Annotated in this window: 19 protein-coding genes; 12 read left to right on the plus strand and 7 right to left on the minus strand. The window is 56.2% G+C overall.

The features are described from left to right. The first annotated feature begins 99 nt into the window (after positions 1-99). Entirely contained in the window at positions 100-1,143 is a 1,044-nt protein-coding gene (locus O1723_RS06115; protein WP_023337582.1) for a DUF1176 domain-containing protein, read from the plus strand. Positions 1,144-1,212: 69 nt separating this feature from the next. Here O1723_RS06115 and tkt read toward each other — a convergent pair whose 3' ends face one another. Beyond that, positions 1,213-3,201, minus strand: a complete 1,989-nt coding sequence (gene tkt / locus O1723_RS06120) for a transketolase (protein ID WP_014884755.1) — start codon at positions 3,199-3,201, stop codon at positions 1,213-1,215. Between the two features lie 19 nt (positions 3,202-3,220). Next, complete coding sequence (gene tal, locus O1723_RS06125; RefSeq protein ID WP_014884754.1) at positions 3,221-4,171, minus strand: transaldolase; 951 nt, start codon at positions 4,169-4,171, stop codon at positions 3,221-3,223. 289 nt (positions 4,172-4,460) lie between these two features. Between tal and maeB the strand changes: the two genes are divergently transcribed. Next, on the plus strand, positions 4,461-6,740 hold the full coding sequence (gene maeB, locus O1723_RS06130) for an NADP-dependent oxaloacetate-decarboxylating malate dehydrogenase (protein ID WP_014884753.1): 2,280 nt from the start codon (positions 4,461-4,463) through the stop codon (positions 6,738-6,740). A 79-nt stretch (positions 6,741-6,819) separates the two neighbouring features. On the opposite strand, the gene hemF is transcribed toward maeB, so the two are convergent. Together hemF and amiA are read right to left on the minus strand one after the other, a co-directional pair. Further along, the gene (gene hemF / locus O1723_RS06135; RefSeq protein WP_479983867.1) at positions 6,820-7,719 is read right to left on the minus strand and encodes an oxygen-dependent coproporphyrinogen oxidase; all 900 of its coding nucleotides are present in this window, start codon (positions 7,717-7,719) and stop codon (positions 6,820-6,822) included. Continuing rightward, positions 7,719-8,594 (minus strand): N-acetylmuramoyl-L-alanine amidase AmiA, encoded by an 876-nt coding sequence (gene amiA / locus O1723_RS06140; protein ID WP_014884751.1) that lies wholly within the window; start codon positions 8,592-8,594, stop codon positions 7,719-7,721. The genes hemF and amiA overlap by 1 nt, the downstream gene beginning before the upstream one ends. A gap of 212 nt (positions 8,595-8,806) precedes the next feature. On the opposite strand from amiA, the gene O1723_RS06145 reads away from it, so the two are divergent. From O1723_RS06145 to pdxK, 10 genes are all read left to right on the plus strand, one after another. Further along, positions 8,807-9,232, plus strand: a complete 426-nt coding sequence (locus O1723_RS06145) for a GNAT family acetyltransferase (protein WP_014884750.1) — start codon at positions 8,807-8,809, stop codon at positions 9,230-9,232. Beyond that, positions 9,219-9,668, plus strand: coding sequence for a DUF2919 domain-containing protein (locus O1723_RS06150; protein WP_023337581.1), 450 nt, complete (start codon positions 9,219-9,221; stop codon positions 9,666-9,668). Before O1723_RS06145 ends, O1723_RS06150 begins: the two co-directional genes overlap by 14 nt. A gap of 63 nt (positions 9,669-9,731) precedes the next feature. Further along, complete coding sequence (locus tag O1723_RS06155) at positions 9,732-10,307, plus strand: RpoE-regulated lipoprotein (RefSeq protein WP_014884748.1); 576 nt, start codon at positions 9,732-9,734, stop codon at positions 10,305-10,307. A gap of 92 nt (positions 10,308-10,399) precedes the next feature. Further along, entirely contained in the window at positions 10,400-11,299 is a 900-nt protein-coding gene (locus tag O1723_RS06160) for a Dyp-type peroxidase (RefSeq protein WP_023337580.1), read from the plus strand. Positions 11,300-11,462: 163 nt separating this feature from the next. Next, entirely contained in the window at positions 11,463-12,476 is a 1,014-nt protein-coding gene (locus tag O1723_RS06165) for a sulfate ABC transporter substrate-binding protein (protein WP_023331043.1), read from the plus strand. Beyond that, on the plus strand, positions 12,476-13,309 hold the full coding sequence (gene cysT / locus O1723_RS06170) for a sulfate/thiosulfate ABC transporter permease CysT (protein WP_023331042.1): 834 nt from the start codon (positions 12,476-12,478) through the stop codon (positions 13,307-13,309). The genes O1723_RS06165 and cysT overlap by 1 nt, the downstream gene beginning before the upstream one ends. Further along, positions 13,309-14,184 (plus strand): sulfate/thiosulfate ABC transporter permease CysW, encoded by an 876-nt coding sequence (gene cysW / locus O1723_RS06175; protein ID WP_023331041.1) that lies wholly within the window; start codon positions 13,309-13,311, stop codon positions 14,182-14,184. The genes cysT and cysW overlap by 1 nt, the downstream gene beginning before the upstream one ends. Beyond that, positions 14,174-15,268, plus strand: coding sequence for a sulfate/thiosulfate ABC transporter ATP-binding protein CysA (gene cysA, locus O1723_RS06180; RefSeq protein ID WP_014884743.1), 1,095 nt, complete (start codon positions 14,174-14,176; stop codon positions 15,266-15,268). Before cysW ends, cysA begins: the two co-directional genes overlap by 11 nt. Before the next feature lie 118 nt (positions 15,269-15,386). Continuing rightward, the gene (gene cysM / locus O1723_RS06185; protein ID WP_014884742.1) at positions 15,387-16,298 is read left to right on the plus strand and encodes a cysteine synthase CysM; all 912 of its coding nucleotides are present in this window, start codon (positions 15,387-15,389) and stop codon (positions 16,296-16,298) included. Positions 16,299-16,303: 5 nt separating this feature from the next. Next, complete coding sequence (gene pdxK / locus O1723_RS06190) at positions 16,304-17,140, plus strand: pyridoxine/pyridoxal/pyridoxamine kinase (protein ID WP_014884741.1); 837 nt, start codon at positions 16,304-16,306, stop codon at positions 17,138-17,140. Positions 17,141-17,184: 44 nt separating this feature from the next. Here pdxK and crr read toward each other — a convergent pair whose 3' ends face one another. Genes crr through ptsH form a run of 3 tightly spaced genes read right to left on the minus strand, consistent with a single transcriptional unit; the run spans position 17,185 to position 19,764 of the window. Then, on the minus strand, positions 17,185-17,694 hold the full coding sequence (crr, locus tag O1723_RS06195) for a PTS glucose transporter subunit IIA (RefSeq protein WP_003861316.1): 510 nt from the start codon (positions 17,692-17,694) through the stop codon (positions 17,185-17,187). 40 nt (positions 17,695-17,734) lie between these two features. Then, the gene (ptsI, locus tag O1723_RS06200; protein ID WP_014884740.1) at positions 17,735-19,462 is read right to left on the minus strand and encodes a phosphoenolpyruvate-protein phosphotransferase PtsI; all 1,728 of its coding nucleotides are present in this window, start codon (positions 19,460-19,462) and stop codon (positions 17,735-17,737) included. Positions 19,463-19,506: 44 nt separating this feature from the next. Continuing rightward, positions 19,507-19,764, minus strand: a complete 258-nt coding sequence (gene ptsH, locus O1723_RS06205; RefSeq protein ID WP_000487600.1) for a phosphocarrier protein Hpr — start codon at positions 19,762-19,764, stop codon at positions 19,507-19,509. Positions 19,765-20,074: the final 310 nt, after the last annotated feature.

Below are 20,074 nucleotides of genomic sequence, written 5' to 3' on the forward strand. Positions count from 1 at the left end.
TTCAGATAAATCTATCCGATAAATCCGATTGAGCCCGCCCGTCCAGGGCACGAAGATACGCCCCAGATTGACCTTTTCGTTTCCGGGGCTGTGCCATTCATGCGCTACTGCGTTTTGCTTCTCTTCTTTTTTTGCGTGCTACCCGCACCTCTGGTGTGGGCTGCACCTGCGCAGCAGTCTTTCTCTGACTGGCAGGTCACCTGCAATAACCAGAATTTTTGCGTTGCCCGAAATACCGGTGAACACCGCGGGCTGGTGATGACGCTGAGCCGTAGCGCTGGGGCAAAAACGGACGCCAGCCTGCGTATCGATCTCGGCGGGCTTTCGGCTCCTCCGGTAAAAGAGCCTGACATCGCCTCCCGACTGCTGCTCGACGACGTTCCCTTAAAACTCAATGCCCAGCACTGGCAGTTAACGCCCTGGCATCTCAAGACTGACGATACGGGTACCCTCACCACGTTTCTGAAAACGATTCAGGAAGGACAGAGGCTGACCCTGCGCGGAGGGAAGCAGACGATCTCTCTGGTCGGACTGAAAGCGGCGCTGCTGTTTATCGACGCTCAGCAAAAGCGCGTGGGCAGCGAAACAGCATGGATTAAAAAAGGGGATAGCCCGCCGCTGAGCGTGCCTCCAGCTCCGGCATTAAAAAAGGTGGCCGTGGTGAACCCCACGCCAACGCCACTCTCCCACGCTGAACTGAACGATCTGCTGGATTACGGCACCTGGCGGATGAACAACAGCCAGTGCTCGCTGGATCCTAACCGCCGCGAAGTGCGCGTCACCGCATTAACGGATGATAAAGCGTTGCTGATCGTCAGCTGCGAGGCGGGGGCTTACAATACGGTCGATCTGGCGTGGCTGGTATCGCGTAAAAAACCGTTCACCGCGCTCAGCGTCAGGCTGCGTCTGCCGTTTACCCCGTCCAGTCAGAGTAGCGATATGGAACTGATGAACGCCAGCTTCGATGAAAAAACACGCGAGCTGACGACGCTCGCACTGGGGCGTGGGATCGGTGATTGTGGGATCCAGACGCGCTGGCGTTTTGACGGCCAGCGCTTCCGCCTGGTGCGGTATGCGGAAGAGCCAAGCTGCGATAACTGGAACGGGCCGGACGCCTGGCCTACGCTGTGGATCACGCGGTAGTCCGGCTTACGATTTGATGGTGTTGTAGGCCGGGTAAGGCGTAGTCGCCACCCGGCAACGAAGACCGCACTAAAGCACGCTCAACGCCTTCTCCACCACGTTCTCAACGGTAAAGCCGAAGTACGGGAACAGCTTGTCGGCAGGGGCGGACTCACCGTAGCCCCGCATACCGACAATCGCCCCTTTCAGCCCCACATACTTATACCAGTAGTCGGCAATTCCCGCTTCCACCGCCACGCGCGCCGCGACGCTGGAGGGGAGCACCGATTCACGGTATGCCTCGTCCTGGGCATCAAAGATATCCGTTGAAGGCAGGGAAACGACGCGCACCGCGTGACCTTCGGCAGTCAGTTTCTCCGCCGCTTTCACCGTGATTTCCACCTCAGAACCCGTGGCAATCAGGATCACGTCCGGTTTGCCGCCGCTGTCCTTCAGGATGTACCCGCCGCGGGCGATATTTTTCACCTGCTCCGGGGTGCGCTCAATCTGCGCCAGGTTTTGACGCGACAGGATTAGCGCCGTCGGGCCGTTATGGCGCTCAACCGCCAGCTTCCAGCCCACTGCCGCTTCGACCTGATCGCACGGACGCCATGTGCTGAAGTTTGGCGTTAAGCGCAGGCTCGCCAGCTGTTCCACCGCCTGGTGCGTCGGGCCATCTTCACCCAGCCCGATAGAGTCGTGGGTGTAGACCATGATCTGCCGGGCCTTCATCAGCGCCGCCATGCGCGCTGCGTTACGGGCGTACTCAACGAACATCAGGAAGGTGGCGGTGTAGGGCACGAAGCCGCCGTGATGGGCGATGCCGTTGGCAATGGCGGTCATCCCGAACTCGCGCACGCCGTAGTGGATATAGTTTCCGGCGATGTCCTCTTTCAGCGATTTCGAGCCCGACCAGATGGTCAGGTTACTCGGCGCCAGATCCGCCGAGCCGCCGAGCAGTTCGGGCAGGATAGGGCCGATGGCATTCAGGGTGTTTTGCGACGCCTTACGGGTGGCGATTTTCGCCGGGTTAGACTGCAGGTTTTCAATCAGTGCCTGGGTTTTATCGTCCCAGTCTTCCGGCAGTCCACCGCTCATGCGGCGGGAAAACTCAGCCGCCAGTTCCGGATATGCTTTTTTGTAGGCTGCAAATTTTTCGTTCCAGGCATGCTGGGCTTTTTCACCCGTTTCGCGCGCATCCCATGCCTTGTAGATCTCTTTCGGGATCTCAAACGGCGGGTATTTCCAGCCCAGTTTCTGTCGGGTCAGTGCCACCTCTTCTTCGCCGAGCGCCGCGCCGTGCGCTTCTTCTTTGCCTGCTTTGTTTGGTGAGCCAAAGCCGATGACCGTACGGCAGATAATCAGGGACGGTTTGTCCTTCACGCTCTGCGCTTCCTGAATCGCTTTTTTCACCGCTTCAGGATCGTGGCCGTCGATCTCATGCACGACGTGCCAGTGATAGGCTTCGAAGCGTTTCGCCGTGTCGTCGGTGAACCAGCCCTCGGTTTCCCCGTCAATGGAGATGCCGTTGTGGTCGTAAAAACCGATCAGCTTGCCGAGCCCCAGCGTGCCCGCCAGCGAGCAGACTTCATGCGAAATCCCCTCCATCAGGCAACCGTCACCCATAAACACATACGTGTAGTGATCGACAATCTCGTGGTCCGGCTGGTTAAACTGTGCCGCCAGCGTGCGTTCGGCAATCGCGAGTCCGACGGCGTTGGCCAGCCCCTGACCCAGCGGTCCGGTGGTGGTTTCGACACCCGGCGTATAGCCGATTTCCGGGTGACCCGGGGTTTTCGAATGCAGCTGGCGGAAATTCTTCAGCTCCTCAAGCGGCAGATCATAGCCGGACAGGTGCAGCAGGCTGTAGAGCAGCATCGAGGCGTGGCCGTTAGACAGAATAAAGCGGTCACGATCGTACCAGGCAGGATCGTTGGGGTTGTGCTTCAGGAAGTCGTTCCACAACACTTCGGCAATATCAGCCATGCCCATGGGGGCGCCAGGGTGGCCGGAATTGGCTTTCTGCACGGCATCCATGCTGAGGGCGCGGATGGCATTGGCGAGCTCTTTACGGGACATAGTTCACTCCATGGCAAGGTTAAAGTTTGGCGGCGAGTAGGTCTTCAAGTTTGCGCTGGTCGACGGCGAACAGGCGGATGCCTTCCGCCAGTTTATCCACGGCCATCGCGTCCTGATTGTGCTCCCAGCGGAACTCGGCTTCGGTCATGGCCTTCGGTTTCGGCAGGACGGTGGAGGTTGGCACCAGTTTGCGGATCACCGTCTCTTCTTTGTCCTGCAATTCTTTAAGCAGGTTAGGGGAGATGGTCAGGCGATCGCAGCCTGCCAGGGCGAGGATCTGCTCGGTACGGCGGAAGCTGGCCCCCATCACGATGGTTTCATAGCGGTGCTGTTTGTAGTAGTCGTAGATATTTCGCACTGACTTCACGCCCGGATCTTCCTCGACTACGTACGGGTCCATGGGCTGTTTCGCCTGATACCAGTCGTAGATGCGCCCGACAAACGGCGAGACGAGGAACACGCCCGCTTCAGCACAGGCGCGTGCCTGTGCAAACGAGAACAGCAGCGTCAGGTTGCAGTGGATCCCCTCTTTTTCGAGCACCTCTGCCGCGCGGATACCTTCCCACGTCGACGCGAGCTTGATCAGAATGCGTGACGTATCAATTCCCTGCTCCTGGTAGAGTTCAACCAGACGACGCGCTTTCGTAATACTCTTTTCTTTATCGAACGAGAGGCGGGCGTCCACTTCGGTCGAGACGCGTCCTGGAATGCTTTTCAGAATTTCTGCACCAAAATTAACCGCCAGTTTGTCGCTGGCTTCGGCAACCTGTTGCTCCTGCGTTTTGCCGCGCTTCTTGCCGTAAGCAATCGCGTCATCAATCAGATGGCTAAAATGGGCAAGCCCTGCCGCTTTCAGAAGCAGGGAAGGGTTGGTGGTCGCGTCCTCCGGCTGATAGTGGCGAATCGACTCGATATCGCCGCTGTCCGCAACCACGGTGGTGAATTGTTTGATGCCGTCTAGCTGGTTCATAAATCATTACTCCTTGGAAATAAAAGAGTTAGATGAGTGCGTTAGTTCACACTTCTGAGAAAATCATGATGGACTTAACAAAAAAGCATAGCAGACGGGGGAGGCATTGCTTTTGAGACGGGTAACATGGCTGTTATAAATTGATAACAATTTTTAATGTGTGATGGTGAGAGTTTGGCAGCCTTCAAAGTTTATGCGCTGTCCTGAGGCGATACTAGGCGGCACACCAGGGTGTGCATCAGGATCGCAAACGTCACCCTTTTGACCGATACGTGAAAGGAAAAATAAGATGGATGAGCAGTTGAAACAGAGTGCCCTCGATTTTCACGAGTTCCCCGTTCCGGGCAAAATCCAGGTTTCCCCAACCAAGCCGCTGGCGACTCAGCGCGATCTGGCGCTTGCCTACTCACCGGGCGTGGCGGCACCGTGTCTGGAAATCGAAAAAGATCCGCTGGCGGCCTATAAGTACACCGCGCGCGGTAACCTGGTCGCGGTGATCTCTAACGGTACGGCGGTACTCGGCCTTGGCAACATTGGTGCGCTGGCGGGTAAGCCGGTTATGGAAGGGAAGGGCGTTTTGTTCAAGAAATTCGCCGGTATCGACGTGTTCGATATCGAAGTGGACGAGCTGGACCCGGATAAATTCATTAACGTCGTCGCCGCGCTGGAGCCAACCTTCGGCGGTATCAACCTGGAAGACATCAAAGCGCCGGAATGTTTCTATATCGAGCAGAAGCTGCGCGAGCGTATGAACATCCCCGTGTTCCATGACGACCAGCACGGTACGGCCATTATCAGCACCGCCGCCATTCTGAACGGCCTGCGCGTGGTCGAGAAAAATCTTTCCGACGTGCGTATGGTGGTCTCCGGCGCGGGCGCGGCGGCCATCGCCTGTATGAATCTGCTGGTGGCGCTGGGGATGCAGAAACACAACATCGTGGTTTGCGATTCCAAAGGCGTGATCTACAAAGGCCGTGAGCCAAACATGGCGGAAACCAAAGCGGCGTATGCGGTGGACGATGACGGCAAACGCACGCTTGAGGACGTGATTGACGGTGCGGACATCTTCCTCGGCTGCTCGGGCCCGAAAGTGCTGACCCAGGAGATGGTGAAGAAGATGGCGCGTGCGCCAATGATCCTGGCCCTGGCGAACCCTGAACCGGAAATTCTGCCGCCGCTGGCGAAAGCGGTGCGTGAAGACGCCATTATCTGTACCGGCCGTTCGGACTACCCGAACCAGGTGAACAACGTGCTCTGCTTCCCGTTCATCTTCCGTGGCGCGCTGGACGTTGGCGCAACGGCGATCAACGAAGAGATGAAGCTGGCAGCGGTTCACGCCATCGCGGAGCTGGCGCATGCCGAGCAGAGCGAAGTGGTGGCTTCTGCCTATGGCGATCAGGATCTGAGCTTCGGGCCTGACTACATCATCCCTAAACCGTTTGACCCGCGACTGATCGTGAAGATCGCGCCAGCGGTGGCCAAAGCGGCAATGGACTCCGGCGTGGCAACGCGCCCGATCCAGGACTTCGACGCTTACGTCGATAAACTCACCGAGTTCGTCTACAAAACCAACCTGTTTATGAAGCCAATTTTCTCTCAGGCCCGCGCGGACGCAAAACGCGTGGTGCTGGCGGAAGGGGAAGAGGCGCGCGTGCTGCATGCCACCCAGGAGCTGGTGAGCCTCGGGCTGGCGAAGCCGATCCTGATCGGTCGTCCGAGCGTCATCGAGATGCGCATTCAGAAACTGGGGCTGCAGATTAAGCCGGGTGTGGACTTTGAGATCGTCAATAACGAATCCGATCCGCGCTTTAAAGAGTACTGGAACGAATACTACGCGATCATGAAGCGTCGTGGGATCACCCAGGAGCAGGCGCAGCGGGCGGTGATCAGCAATACCACGGTGATCGGCGCGATTATGGTCCATCGCGGCGAAGCGGATGCGCTGATCTGCGGTACCATCGGCGATTACCACGAGCATTTCAGCGTGGTGCAGGAGATCTTCGGCTACCGCGAAGGGGTTCACGCCGCCGGAGCGATGAACGCGCTGCTGCTGCCAAGCGGGAACACGTTTATCGCCGATACCTACGTTAACGACGATCCAACCCCGGACGAGCTGGCGGAGATCACCGTGATGGCGGCAGAAACCGTGCGTCGCTTTGGTATTGAGCCGAAAGTGGCGCTGCTATCGCACTCTAACTTTGGTTCGTCTAAATCAGCGGCGGCGTGCAAAATGCGTCAGACGCTGGAGCTGGTGCGCGAGCGTGCGCCGGAGCTGATGATTGACGGAGAAATGCACGGCGATGCCGCGCTGGTGGAAAGCATCCGCAACGAGCGTATGCCGGACAGCCCGCTGAAAGGCTCGGCAAACATCCTGATTATGCCGAACGTGGAAGCGGCGCGTATCAGCTACAACCTGCTGCGCGTATCCAGCTCTGAAGGGGTGACCGTAGGGCCGGTACTGATGGGCGTGGCGAAACCGGTGCATGTATTAACGCCGATTGCCTCTGTGCGCCGCATCGTGAACATGGTGGCGCTGGCGGTGGTTGAGGCGCAGACGCAGCCTCTGTAGCGGCGGTGCGTCGGGTGGCGCGTTCGCTTACCCGACCTACGGGTTAACCAGGCCGGATAAGCGCAGCGCCATCCGGCAATTACACCCAGTCGCGTACTTTCAGAAACTCACTCAAGGCAGCCTCCGGGCTGCCTTCTTTTGGCTCGTAACAGTATTCCCAGCGTACCAGCGGCGGCATCGACATTAAAATCGACTCCGTGCGCCCGCCGGTCTGCAGGCCGAAGAGCGTCCCGCGATCCCACACCAGGTTAAACTCCACGTAGCGCCCGCGGCGATAAAGCTGGAATTCGCGCTCGCGCACGCCATAGTCGATATCTTTACGTCGTTCGACAATGGGCAAATAGGCCTCAGTAAAGCCTTCGCCCACCGCGCGCATAAAGCTGAACGCGGTATCAAAATCGGGCGTGTTGAGATCGTCAAAGAACAGTCCACCGATGCCGCGCTGCTCGTCGCGGTGCTTCAGGTAAAAGTAGTCATCACACCACTTTTTAAATTTCGGGTAGACGTCTTCGCCAAACGGCAGACAAAGGTCGCGCGCGGTGGTGTGCCAATGCACGGCGTCCTCTTCGAAACCGTAGTAGGGCGTTAAGTCGAAACCGCCGCCGAACCACCAGACCGGATCGGCCCCCGGTTTTTCAGCAATGAAAAAGCGTACGTTAGCGTGACTGGTCGGCACAAACGGATTATGCGGATGCACCACCAGCGAAACGCCCATCGCTTCAAAACTTCGGCCCGCCAGCTCAGGACGATGCGCTGTCGCAGAGGCGGGCATAGCGTCACCATGAACGTGGGAAAAATTCACCCCCGCCTGTTCAAAGATGCCGCCATTTAGCAATACGCGGCTGCGGCCACCGCCGCCTGCCTCACGCTGCCAGTTATCCTCCTGAAATTCACCGCCGTCTGCGGCGGCCAGTTTCTGGCAAATCTCATCCTGCAGTTGCAGCAGGAACGTTTTGACCAGTTGAGCATTGGGTTTCATTAACGTTTCCTGGCGTGCGCTTTTTGGTTATCGAACCAGTTGAAGTAACTGATAATGCCGGAGGCGATGGCGTTAGCAATCTTCTGGCGAAACGCCGTGGTGCCGAGCAGTCGCTCTTCTTCCGGGTTGGTAATAAAAGATGTTTCCACAAGTACGGACGGAATTGAAGGTGACTTCAGCACCACAAACGCCGCCTGCTCGGTGCTTTTACTGTGCAAGCGGTGCACCGGCTTAATCCGTTTCAGGATATGCGAGCCGAGCGTCAGGCTATTTTTGATGGTGTCCGTCTGCACGAGGTCGAAGAGCACCTGCTGTAACAGATGATCTTTGTCCGTGGCCTTCTTCCCGGCCACTTCATCCGCCCGGTTCTCACGGTCGGAGAGGTATTTTGCCATGGCGCTACTGGCCCCACGGTTGGACAGGGCAAACACCGACGCGCCCGCGGCTGACGGGTTGGTAAAGCCGTCAGCGTGAATCGACATAAACAGATCCGCGCCGTGTTGATGGGCGATCTCCACGCGGTCATACAGCGGGATAAAGGTGTCGCCAGAGCGCGTCAGACGGGCGTCAATGCCGTTGCTGCGTAAAATTGCGCGCACGTTTTTTGCAATCGCCAGCACGACGTGTTTTTCTTTTGACCCGTTTTTACCGATGGCGCCGGTATCAATCCCGCCGTGGCCCGGGTCCAGCATCACCAGACGCTTTGCGCCGGGCTTTTTGGTTTTGGGTTTACTGTGTCCGTTACTGGTTTTGAGCGTGCTCTCGTCTTTCGCCTGAGCCTGCTTTGCAATACCGGTTAACGTTAAGGCCGCCAGCCCCGCTTTGAGAACCTGACGACGCGATGTGAGTGCTTTTAATGGTTTGAATGTGCTCATGCGGCCTGAATACTAAAAAAAGGGGTCCTGGTGTTATATCGTATCGTGTTTCCCGTTACGACAGTCCTTATTGAGAATTGTTTTACTTTTCATTTCAATACGTGACAAAGTGACATTATGCCAAATTTTGGCGAGATTTTCCCCGGTTATTGGCTAAACGTCCCGTACGCGCCATAATCACTGTTTTTGAACCCGAAAAGGCGGTTAATACCATGGAGATACGCGTTTTTCGCCAGGAAGATTTCGAAGAGGTGATCACCCTTTGGGAGCGCTGCGATTTGCTGCGTCCGTGGAACGATCCGGAGATGGACATCGAACGGAAGGTGAATCACGACGTCAGTCTGTTTCTGGTCGCGGAAGTGAATGGCGAGGTTGTCGGCACCGTCATGGGCGGCTATGACGGCCATCGCGGCTCGGCTTATTATCTTGGGGTCCATCCGGAATACCGTGGGCGTGGCATCGCGAATGCGTTACTGAACCGGCTTGAGAAGAAGCTGATTGCTCGCGGCTGCCCGAAAATTCAGATCATGGTGCGGGAAGATAACGATGTGGTGCTGGGCATGTATGAACGTCTGGGCTATGAGCACTCTGACGTGCTGAATTTAGGTAAGCGCCTGATCGAAGATGAAGAGTACTGAGATCCACCCGGGAGACTATGACGCGCAGGGCCGCCTCAGGCTGCCTTTTTTATTCTGGTGCGTTCTGCTGCTGCAGGCGCGAACCTGGGTGCTGTTTGTGATGGCTGGCGCGTCGCGCGGGCAGGGCGACACGCTGCTGAATCTCTTCTATCCCGATCACGATGCCTTCTGGCTTGGCTTACTGCCGGGCGTACCGGCGGTGGTGGCATTTTTATGCAGCGGCCGACGGCATGCGATCCCGCGTGTGTGGCGCGCGCTTCGCTGGCTGCTGATCCTTGCCCAGATAGCGCTGCTGTTCTGGCAACCCGTGCTCTGGTGGTATGGTGAACCCCTTTCGGGTATCGGCATTGCGCTGGTGATCGCGGATATTGTGGCGTTGCTGTGGCTGCTGACAAATCCCCGGCTACGCGCCTGTTTTACGCAAGAGTCAGATTAGAACGGCACTTTTTACCGAAGTCGTACTCCAACAAGCGTTGATTTAACACGTAAGGACGTTTCAATGAAATCGCTGCGTTTACTTTTATGCGCTCTCCCGCTGGCATTAACCGGCTGTTCAACGCTCTCCTCCATCAACTGGTCCGCAGCCTATCCGTGGAACTGGTTTGGCGCGTCCACGGAAGTGACTGAGCAGGGCGTAGGAAAAATTACCGCATCAACCGCGCTCGATCAGGATGCCATTCAGGACGCCCTGAGCAGTGACTACCGCCTGCGTAGCGGCATGAAAACCGAGAATGGCAACATTGTGCGGTACTTTGAAGCGCTAAAAGGGGACAAACTGGCGCTGGTGATTAATGGCGATAAAGGCACGGTGAACCGCATTGCGGTGCTCGACGACGAAATCCCGACCGCCAGCGGTGTGAAAGTGGGTACGCCGTTTAGCGATCTGTATAAACAAGCCTTTGGCAACTGCACCAGCGCGCCTTCCGACGAGGGCGTCGCGGTGGAATGTAAGGCGGAAGGCAGCCAGCACATCAGCTATGTCTTCACCGGTACCTGGAGCGGTCCGGAGGGATTAATGCCGTCTGACGACACGCTGAAAAGCTGGAAAGTGAGCAAAATAGTCTGGAAGCAGTAATTTGCGCCTGAACAAACCGCCTCGCTGAAATCCGGGTATAATAGCCGCCATCAATGCCACGCTGACGTGGCATCTTTATTTCAGGAGGAGCGATGTCTCAGGTTCAGAGTGGCATTTTGCCAGAACATTGCCGCGCGGCGATTTGGATCGAAGCCAATGTCAAAGGGGACGTGGATGCCCTGCGTGCGGCCAGTAAAGCGTTTGTTGATAAACTGGCGACTTTCCAGGCCAAATTCCCGGATGCCCATCTCGGCGCCGTTGTTGCTTTTGGCAATAACGTCTGGCGTCACCTGAGCGGCGGCGAAGGGGCGGAAGAGCTGAAAGACTTTATCCCTTACGGTAAAGGTCTGGCTCCGGCCACCCAGTACGATCTGCTGATTCATATTCTCTCTCTGCGTCACGATGTTAACTTCTCCGTTGCCCAGGCCGCGGTGGCAGCGTTCGGCGACAGCATTGAGGTGCAGGAAGAAGTTCACGGTTTCCGTTGGGTAGAAGAGCGCGATCTGAGCGGCTTCGTCGACGGCACGGAAAACCCGGCGGGTGAAGAGACGCGTCGTGACGTGGCGGTCATCAAAGATGGCGTGGATGCGGGCGGCAGTTACGTTTTCGTTCAGCGCTGGGAGCATAACCTCAAGCAGCTTAACCGCATGAGCGTGCACGACCAGGAGATGATGATTGGTCGCACCAAAGAGGCGAACGAAGAGATCGACGGCGATGACCGTCCGGTGACCTCTCACCTGACCCGCGTTGACCTCAAAGAAGAGGGCAAAGGGCTGAAGATTGTCCGCCAGAGCCTGCCGTATGGCACCGCAAGCGGCACCCATGGTCTTTACTTCTGCGCGTACTGCGCACGCCTGTATAACATCGAGCAGCAGTTGATGAGCATGTTCGGCGACACTGACGGCAAGCGCGACGCGATGCTGCGCTTCACCAAACCGGTAACCGGCGGCTACTACTTCGCGCCGTCCGTTGAGCGTCTGCTGGCGCTTTAACGCCCCTCACCCGAACCCTCTCCCCGCAGGGGAGAGGGGGATTGCAGCCTTATTCCCTTTTCTGCTTCTAAATCACCAAACGGTATATAAAACCGTTACTCCTTTCGACCTCGTTATAAATATTATGACTATAAGATAGTCATCACATTTATAAGGGTGCGCAATGGCCGTTACTGTACTGAAAAAAGGAACTCTGGCGCTGGCAGGTTTATTGCTGGTGGCCCAGGCGCAGGCGACTGAGCTGCTGAACAGTTCGTATGACGTCTCCCGCGAGCTGTTTGCCGCCCTTAACCCACCGTTTGAACAGCAGTGGGCGAAAGACAATAACGGCGATAAGCTGACCATCAAACAGTCCCATGCCGGTTCTTCCAAACAGGCGCTGGCGATATTGCAGGGACTGAAGGCGGATGTCGTGACCTACAACCAGGTCACTGACGTGCAGATCCTGCACGACAAGGGCAAACTTATCCCTGCTGACTGGCAGAGCCGTCTGCCGAATAACAGCTCGCCGTTCTATTCCACCATGGGCTTCCTGGTGCGTAAAGGTAACCCGAAAAATATCCACGACTGGAGCGACCTGGTGCGTTCTGACGTGAAGCTGATTTTCCCGAACCCAAAAACCTCCGGTAACGCGCGTTACACCTATTTGGCGGCGTGGGGTGCGGCGGACAAGGCCGACGGTAACGATAAAGCCAAAACCGAGCAGTTCATGACCCAGTTCCTGAAAAACGTTGAAGTGTTTGATACCGGCGGCCGCGGGGCAACCACCACCTTCGCAGAACGTGGGCTGGGCGATGTGCTGATCAGCTTTGAGTCGGAAGTGAACAACATCCGCAAACAGTATGAAGCGCAGGGCTTTGAGGTGGTTATCCCGAAAACCAACATTCTGGCCGAATTCCCGGTGGCGTGGGTGGATAAAAACGTGAAGGCAAACGGTACTGAGAAAGCGGCAAAAGCCTATCTCAACTATCTGTACAGCCCGCAGGCGCAGACCATCATTACCGATTACTACTACCGCGTGAATAACCCGGACGTGATGAACAAACTGAAGGATAAATTCCCGCAGACCGCACTGTTCCGCGTGGAAGATCATTTCGGCTCCTGGCCTGAGGTGATGAAAACGCACTTTGCCAGCGGCGGTGAGTTAGACAAGTTGCTGGCGGCGGGGCGTAAGTAATGTTTGCAGTCTCGACCAAACGCGTGCTGCCGGGCTTTACCTTAAGTCTGGGGACCAGCCTGCTGTTCGTCTGCCTGATCCTGTTGTTGCCGCTCAGCGCACTGGTGATGCAACTTGCGCAGATGAGCTGGGCGCAGTACTGGGACGTGGTCACCAACCCGCAGGTGGTGGCCGCCTATAAAGTGACGCTGCTGTCGGCGTTTGTCGCCTCCATTTTTAACGGTGTGTTCGGCCTGCTGATGGCGTGGATCTTAACCCGCTATCGTTTCCCTGGCCGCACGCTGCTTGACGCACTGATGGATCTGCCGTTTGCGCTGCCGACGGCTGTTGCGGGCTTAACCCTTGCGTCGCTCTTCTCCGTGAACGGACTGTACGGTGAGTGGCTGGCAAAGCTTGATATCAAAGTCACCTATACCTGGCTTGGTATCGCGGTGGCGATGGCCTTTACCAGCATCCCGTTTGTGGTGCGTACCGTGCAGCCGGTGCTGGAAGAGTTGGGTCCGGAATATGAAGAAGCGGCGGAAACGCTGGGGGCCTCGCGCTGGCAGAGTTTCCGCAAGGTCGTGTTGCCGGAACTCTCCCCGGCGCTGATGGCGGGCGTTGCGCTGTCGTTTACCCGCAGCCTCGGTGAGTTCGGCGCGGTGATTTTTATCGCCGGGAACATTGCCTGGAAGACGGAGGTCACCTCGCTGATGATTTTCATCCGTCTTCAGGAGTTTGATTATCCGGCGGCGAGCGCCATTGCTTCGGTGATCCTCGCAGCCTCACTGCTGCTGCTGTACTCAATTAACACTCTGCAAAGTCGCTTTGGTCGACGTGTGGTAGGTCACTGATGGCGGAAGTTACGCAATTGAAGCGATACGATGCTCCCCGTATCAACTGGGGTAAATGGTTTCTGATTGGCGTGGGCGTGCTGGTGTCCGCCCTCATTCTCGTCGTGCCGACGGTGTATATCTTCGTTCAGGCGTTCAGCAAGGGGCTGATGCCCGCGCTGGAGAACCTGGCGAATCCGGACATGCTCCATGCCATCTGGCTGACCGTACTGATTGCCCTGATCACCGTGCCGGTGAACCTGGTGTTCGGGACGCTGCTGGCGTGGCTGGTGACGCGTTTTAACTTCCCGGGACGTCAGCTGCTGCTGACCCTGCTGGATATTCCGTTTGCCGTGTCGCCGGTGGTGGCGGGTCTGGTGTACCTGCTCTTTTACGGCTCTAACGGCCCGCTGGGCGGCTGGCTGGATGAGCATAACCTGCAGGTCATGTTCGCCTGGCCGGGTATGGTGCTGGTGACCATCTTCGTGACGTGTCCGTTTGTGGTGCGCGAACTGGTGCCGGTGATGTTAAGCCAGGGGAGCAACGAAGACGAAGCGGCGGTGCTGCTGGGCGCGTCAGGCTGGCAGATGTTCCGTCGCGTGACGCTGCCAAATATCCGCTGGGCGCTGCTTTACGGCGTGGTGCTGACCAACGCCCGAGCGATTGGTGAGTTTGGTGCCGTTTCCGTCGTCTCCGGCTCCATCCGCGGTGAAACCCTGTCGCTGCCGTTACAGATTGAATTACTGGAACAGGACTACAACACCGTCGGTTCCTTTACTGCCGCAGCGTTACTGACGCTGATGGCTATTTTGACCCTGTTTTTGAAGAGTGTGGTGCAGTGGCGTTTAGAGAATCAGGAAAAACGTCAGCATCAGGAGGGAAATCATGAGCATTGAGATTGCCAATATTAAGAAGTCTTTTGGTCGCACCCAGGTGCTGAATGATATCTCGCTGGATATCCCTTCCGGACAAATGGTGGCGCTGCTGGGGCCGTCTGGCTCGGGTAAAACCACGCTGCTGCGTATTATCGCCGGGCTTGAGCATCAGACCAGCGGGCACATTCGCTTTCACGGCACCGATGTGAGCCGCCTGCATGCCCGCGATCGTAAAGTGGGTTTTGTGTTCCAGCACTATGCGCTGTTCCGCCACATGACCGTGTTTGACAACATTGCGTTTGGCCTGACCGTGCTGCCGCGTCGCGAACGCCCGGATGCCGCCACCATCAAAGCGAAAGTGACTAAGCTGCTGGAGATGGTGCAGCTGGCACATCTGGCGGATCGTTTCCCGGCGCAGCTGTCTGGCGGACAGAAACAGCGTGTCGCGCTGGCACGTGCGCTGGCCGTTGAGCCGCAAATTCTGCTGCTGGACGAACCGTTCGGCGCGCTGGATGCGCAGGTGCGTAAAGAACTTCGCCGCTGGCTGCGTCAGCTGCATGAAGAGCTGAAGTTTACCAGCGTCTTTGTGACCCACGATCAGGAAGAGGCGATGGAAGTGGCGGACCGCGTGGTGGTCATGAGCCAGGGCAACATCGAGCAGGTTGACGAGCCGGAGCAGCTCTGGCGTGAACCGGCGACCCGTTTCGTGCTGGAATTTATGGGTGAAGTGAACCGTCTGCAGGGCACCATTCGCGGTGGACAGTTCCACGTCGGTGCGCACCGCTGGCCGCTGGGCTATACCTCCGCGCATCAGGGGCCGGTCGATCTGTTCCTGCGTCCGTGGGAAGTGGACGTGAGCCGCCGCACCAGCCTGGATTCACCGCTGCCGGTGCAGGTACTGGAAGCTAGCCCTAAAGGGCACTACACCCAATTGGTGGTACAGCCGCTAGGCTGGTATACCGAGCCGCTGACCGTCGTCATGCGTGATGATGTGCCGCCGCACCGGGGCGAGCGTCTGTTTGTCGGCCTGCAGCATGCCCGTATTTATCACGGGAAGGAGCGCATCGAGACGCGCGAGAATATTGCTCTGGCGGAGTCAGCCTGATAGGTTATTAGGATGTTTATCGCCCGGTGGCGCTGCGCTTACCGGGCCTACAGTTATCACTGAGTCTTGTAGGCCGGGATCGCTGCGCGCCCCCCGGCTTTTTTATTGAGTAAAAATCGTGACTACACTCGAACACACCATCGGCAACACTCCTCTGGTCAAGCTTCAGCGCATGGGGCCAGACAACGGCAGTGAAATCTGGGTCAAACTTGAGGGCAATAATCCGGCAGGCTCGGTGAAAGACCGTGCGGCGCTGTCGATGATTGTTCAGGCTGAAAAACGCGGTGAGATAAAGCCCGGCGACGTGTTGATTGAGGCCACCAGCGGCAATACCGGGATTGCACTGGCAATGATTGCGGCATTGAAAGGCTACCGCATGAAGCTGCTGATGCCGGACAACATGAGCCAGGAGCGCCGCGCCGCAATGCGCGCCTACGGGGCCGAGCTAATTTTGGTCACTAAAGAGCAGGGGATGGAAGGCGCACGCGATTTAGCCTTAGAAATGGCGGAGCGTGGCGAAGGTAAGTTGCTCGATCAGTTCAACAACCCGGATAATCCCTACGCGCATTACACCACCACCGGCCCGGAAATCTGGCAGCAAACCGACGGACGTATTACCCATTTTGTCTCCAGCATGGGTACCACCGGCACCATCACCGGCGTGTCGCGTTTCCTGCGCGAGCAGGAAAAAGCCGTCACTATCGTTGGCCTGCAGCCAGAAGAGGGGAGCAGCATTCCGGGGATTCGCCGCTGGCCAGCAGAATACATGCCGGGCATTTTTAATGCGCAGCTGGTGGATCAGGTGCTGGATATTCACCAGCGCGAGGCGGAGAATACCATGCGTGAGCTGGCCGTGCGTGAAGGCATCTTCTGCGGGGTCAGCTCGGGTGGCGCGGTAGCGGGGGCGTTGCGCGTTGCGCAGGTGAATCCAGGCGCCGTTGTGGTCGCGATTATCTGCGACCGCGGCGATCGCTATCTGTCTACCGGCGTCTTTGGTGAAGAGAGTTATTCGCAGGGGGCGGGAATTTAAGCGTCATGGAGATGATTTTATTCCGGGATAATACCCGGGCGCAGCAAACCGATATTGTCGCAGTGCAGTCGCAGGTGGTTTATGGCAGCGTGGGGAACAGCATTGCGGTTCCGAATATTCGTACCCACAGGCTGAACGTCACCGCCGTGCCGACGGTATTGTTCAGCAATACGCCGCACTATGACACTTTCTACGGCGGCGTGATCCCCGATGAGTGGTTCAGCGGCTACCTGAAGGCGCTGGAAGAACGCGAGATCCTGCGCGATCTTAAAGCGGTTACCACCGGTTATATGGGCAGCGCCAGCCAGATCGCTCTGTTGGCTCAGTGGCTGAAGGCGGTCAAAGCGCACCATCCTGATCTGCTGGTACTGGTCGACCCGGTTATTGGCGACATTGACAGTGGAATGTACGTGAAGCCGGATATTCCGCAAGCGTATCGGGAGAACCTGTTGCCGCTGGCGCAGGGCATTACGCCAAACGTCTATGAACTGGAAGTATTAAGCGGAAAACCGTGCCGCACGCCGGAAAGCGCCGTCGCGGCAGCGCAGGGGCTGCTTTCCGATTCCCTGAAATGGGTGGCGATTACCAGCGCGCCGGTCGCTGACGACCCGCACAACATCCACGTGGTGCTGGTGACGAAAGAGGGCGTTACCGTTAGCGCGCATCCGCGCGTAGAAACCGATCTGAAAGGGACGGGCGATCTGTTCTGTTCCGAGCTGGTCAGTGGTATCGTTGAGGGGAAAACCGTTGCCGATGCTATCCGCATGGCGGGGGATCGGGTGACTGACGTGATGTTGTACACCCAGTCGAAAGGGTACGACGAGCTTATCCTTCCCGCATAAACAAAAATGGCGCCCGAAGGCGCCATTTTTCTGTACGGCAAGAATTACTTCTTGATGCGGATAACCGGGGTTTCACCCACGGTGACGCTGCCAGACAGTTTGATCAGTTCTTTGATTTCGTCCATGTTGGAGATAACAACCGGCGTCAGGGTAGACTTGGCTTTTTCTTCCAGCAGTGGCAGATCGAATTCAATTACCGGGTCGCCAACTTTCACACGCTGGCCTTCTTCCGCGATACGTTTGAAGCCTTCGCCTTTCAGTTCAACGGTGTCGATACCGAAGTGAACGAACAGTTCGATACCGCTATCAGATTCGATAGAGAACGCATGGTTGGTTTCAAAAATTTTACCGATGGTGCCGTCAACTGGAGCAACCATTTTGTTGCCAGTTGGTTTGATAGCAATGCCATCACCAACGATTTTCTCAGCAAACACTACATCCGGCACGTCTTCGATGTTGACGATCTCGCCGGAGAGCGGAGCAACAATCTCAATAGTTCCGGAGTCTTTCTTATCATCAGAAACCAGAGATTTCAGTTTATCGAACAAACCCATGATCTTCTCCTAAGCAGTAATTTGGGCCGCATCTCGTGGATTAGCAGATTGTTTTTTCTTCAATGAACTTGTTAACCAGCGTCATTAACTCGTCCGTTGTCGGTTGAGCAAGAGCCTGCTCTGCTAACACCTTCGCATCTTCGAAGTTCGTGTTACGGATAATCTTCTTAATGCGCGGGATGGAAATGGCGCTCATAGAGAATTCGTCCAGACCCATACCCAGCAACAGAAGTGTAGCACGTTCGTCGCCTGCAAGCTCACCACACATGCCAGTCCATTTACCTTCTGCATGAGAAGCATCAATAACTTGCTTGATCAAGTTCAGTACGGACGGTGACATTGGCTGGTAGAGATGTGAAATCATATCATTACCACGGTCAACTGCCAGGGTGTACTGCGTTAAATCATTGGTGCCGATACTAAAGAAATCAACTTCTTTGGCTAAATGACGCGCAATGGTCGCGGCTGCTGGGGTTTCCACCATCACGCCGATCTCGATTGACTCGTCAAACGCTTTACCTTCGTCGCGCAGTTCCTGTTTGTAGATTTCGATCTCTTTCTTCAGTGCACGCACTTCTTCAACAGAGATGATCATCGGGAACATGATGCGCAGTTTACCGAAAGCAGAGGCACGCAGAATTGCGCGCACCTGGTCACGCAGGATCTCTTTGCGATCCATGGCGATACGCACTGCACGCCAGCCCAGGAACGGGTTCTCTTCTTTCGGGAAGTTCATGTATGGCAGCTCTTTGTCGCCACCGATGTCCATAGTACGGACGATAACCGCCTGAGAGCCACACGCTTCCGCTACGGCTTTATACGCAGCAAACTGCTCTTCTTCAGTAGGCAGCGCGTCACGATCCATGAACAGGAATTCTGTACGATAGAGACCCACACCTTCCGCACCGTTGCGCTCAGCGCCTTCAACGTCACGTACGGTACCGATGTTTGCGCACACTTCAACCTGATGGCCGTCCAGGGTGATGGCTGGCAGATCTTTCAGCTTAGCGAGTTCCGCTTTTTCAGTCGCAACTTGCTCCTGAACCGCGCGCAGTTTTTCGATCTCTTCGTTTGTTGGGTTGACGTAAACCAGATTGTTTACGGCATCCAGAATCAGATAGTCGCCGTTTTTCACCTGAGAGGTGACGCTACCGGTACCCACGATGGCAGGCAGTTCCAGAGAACGGGCCATAATAGAGGTGTGGGAAGTACGGCCACCCGCGTCGGTAATGAAACCGAGGACCTTTTTCAGGTTCAGCTGTGCGGTTTCGGACGGGGTGAGGTCAGCGGCAACCAGGATCACTTCATCCTGAATCGCGCTCAGGTCGATGATGGCCAGACCCAGGATGTTGCGCAGCAGGCGCTTACCGATGTCACGTACGTCAGCCGCACGTTCTTTCAGGTATTCATCATCCAGTTCTTCCAGGGCAGTTGCCTGACCTTCGATAACTTCATGCGCAGCCGCGTCGGCCGTCATGCCTTTATCTTTAATCAGGGCTATGATTTCCTGCTCCAGCTCCTCATCTTCGAGCAGCATGATATGCCCTTCGAAGATGGCTTCTTTTTCTTCACCGAAAGTTTCGCCAGCTTTAGTTTTGATTGCTTCCAGTTGCGCAGATGCCTTGGCACGACCGCTCAGAAAACGTTCAACTTCCTGATCAACCTTGTCGGCAGAAATTTTTTTCCGGTCGATGACGATCTCGTCTTCTTTCAGCAGCAGTGCTTTGCCGAAAGCGATACCCGGGGATGCTAAAATGCCTGAAATCATAACCCTACCTTACTTGTGACTGATATTTAAAAGAACCCGGAAACTTACTCGAGCTCAGCCATCAGTTTTACCAGATGCTCAACTGCTTTCTGCTCGTCTTCACCTTCCGCAGAAATGGTGACTACGGTGCCCTGAGTCAGGCCCAGAGTCTGCAGTTTGAACAGGCTTTTTGCGCTGGCGCTTTTGCCGTTGGAAGTCACAGTGATTTCAGAAGTGAAGCCTTTCGCTTCTTTAACAAACTGAGCAGCAGGGCGGGTGTGCAGACCGTTCGGAGCGGTAATGGTAACTTCTTGCTGGAACATTGTATTTCCCCAACTTATAGGTTTAGTGTTGTGGAACTAAAGTCTAGCCTGGCGACTGAACTTTAGCCTGTATTGTTAGCGCTGACGTTTCGATCGTCATTAAACATTATGCAGCGAAAGCAAGACTTGAACCAAATCATAAAATCGATTCAGCAAGGCTATTTCGTTCACTGATTAATTTCACGCATCAAAATAATTGCTGGTTTAAATACCAGACCCAACGGGGTGAAGCAATGCCAGGAGGGGCAAAAGTTTGAAGCAGGCCACAAAAAAGCACCTGAAAAGGTGCTTTTTTACGCGTTATTAACAT

It is taken from the genome of Enterobacter cloacae complex sp. HYC080_NIDB, from assembly GCF_056673325.1.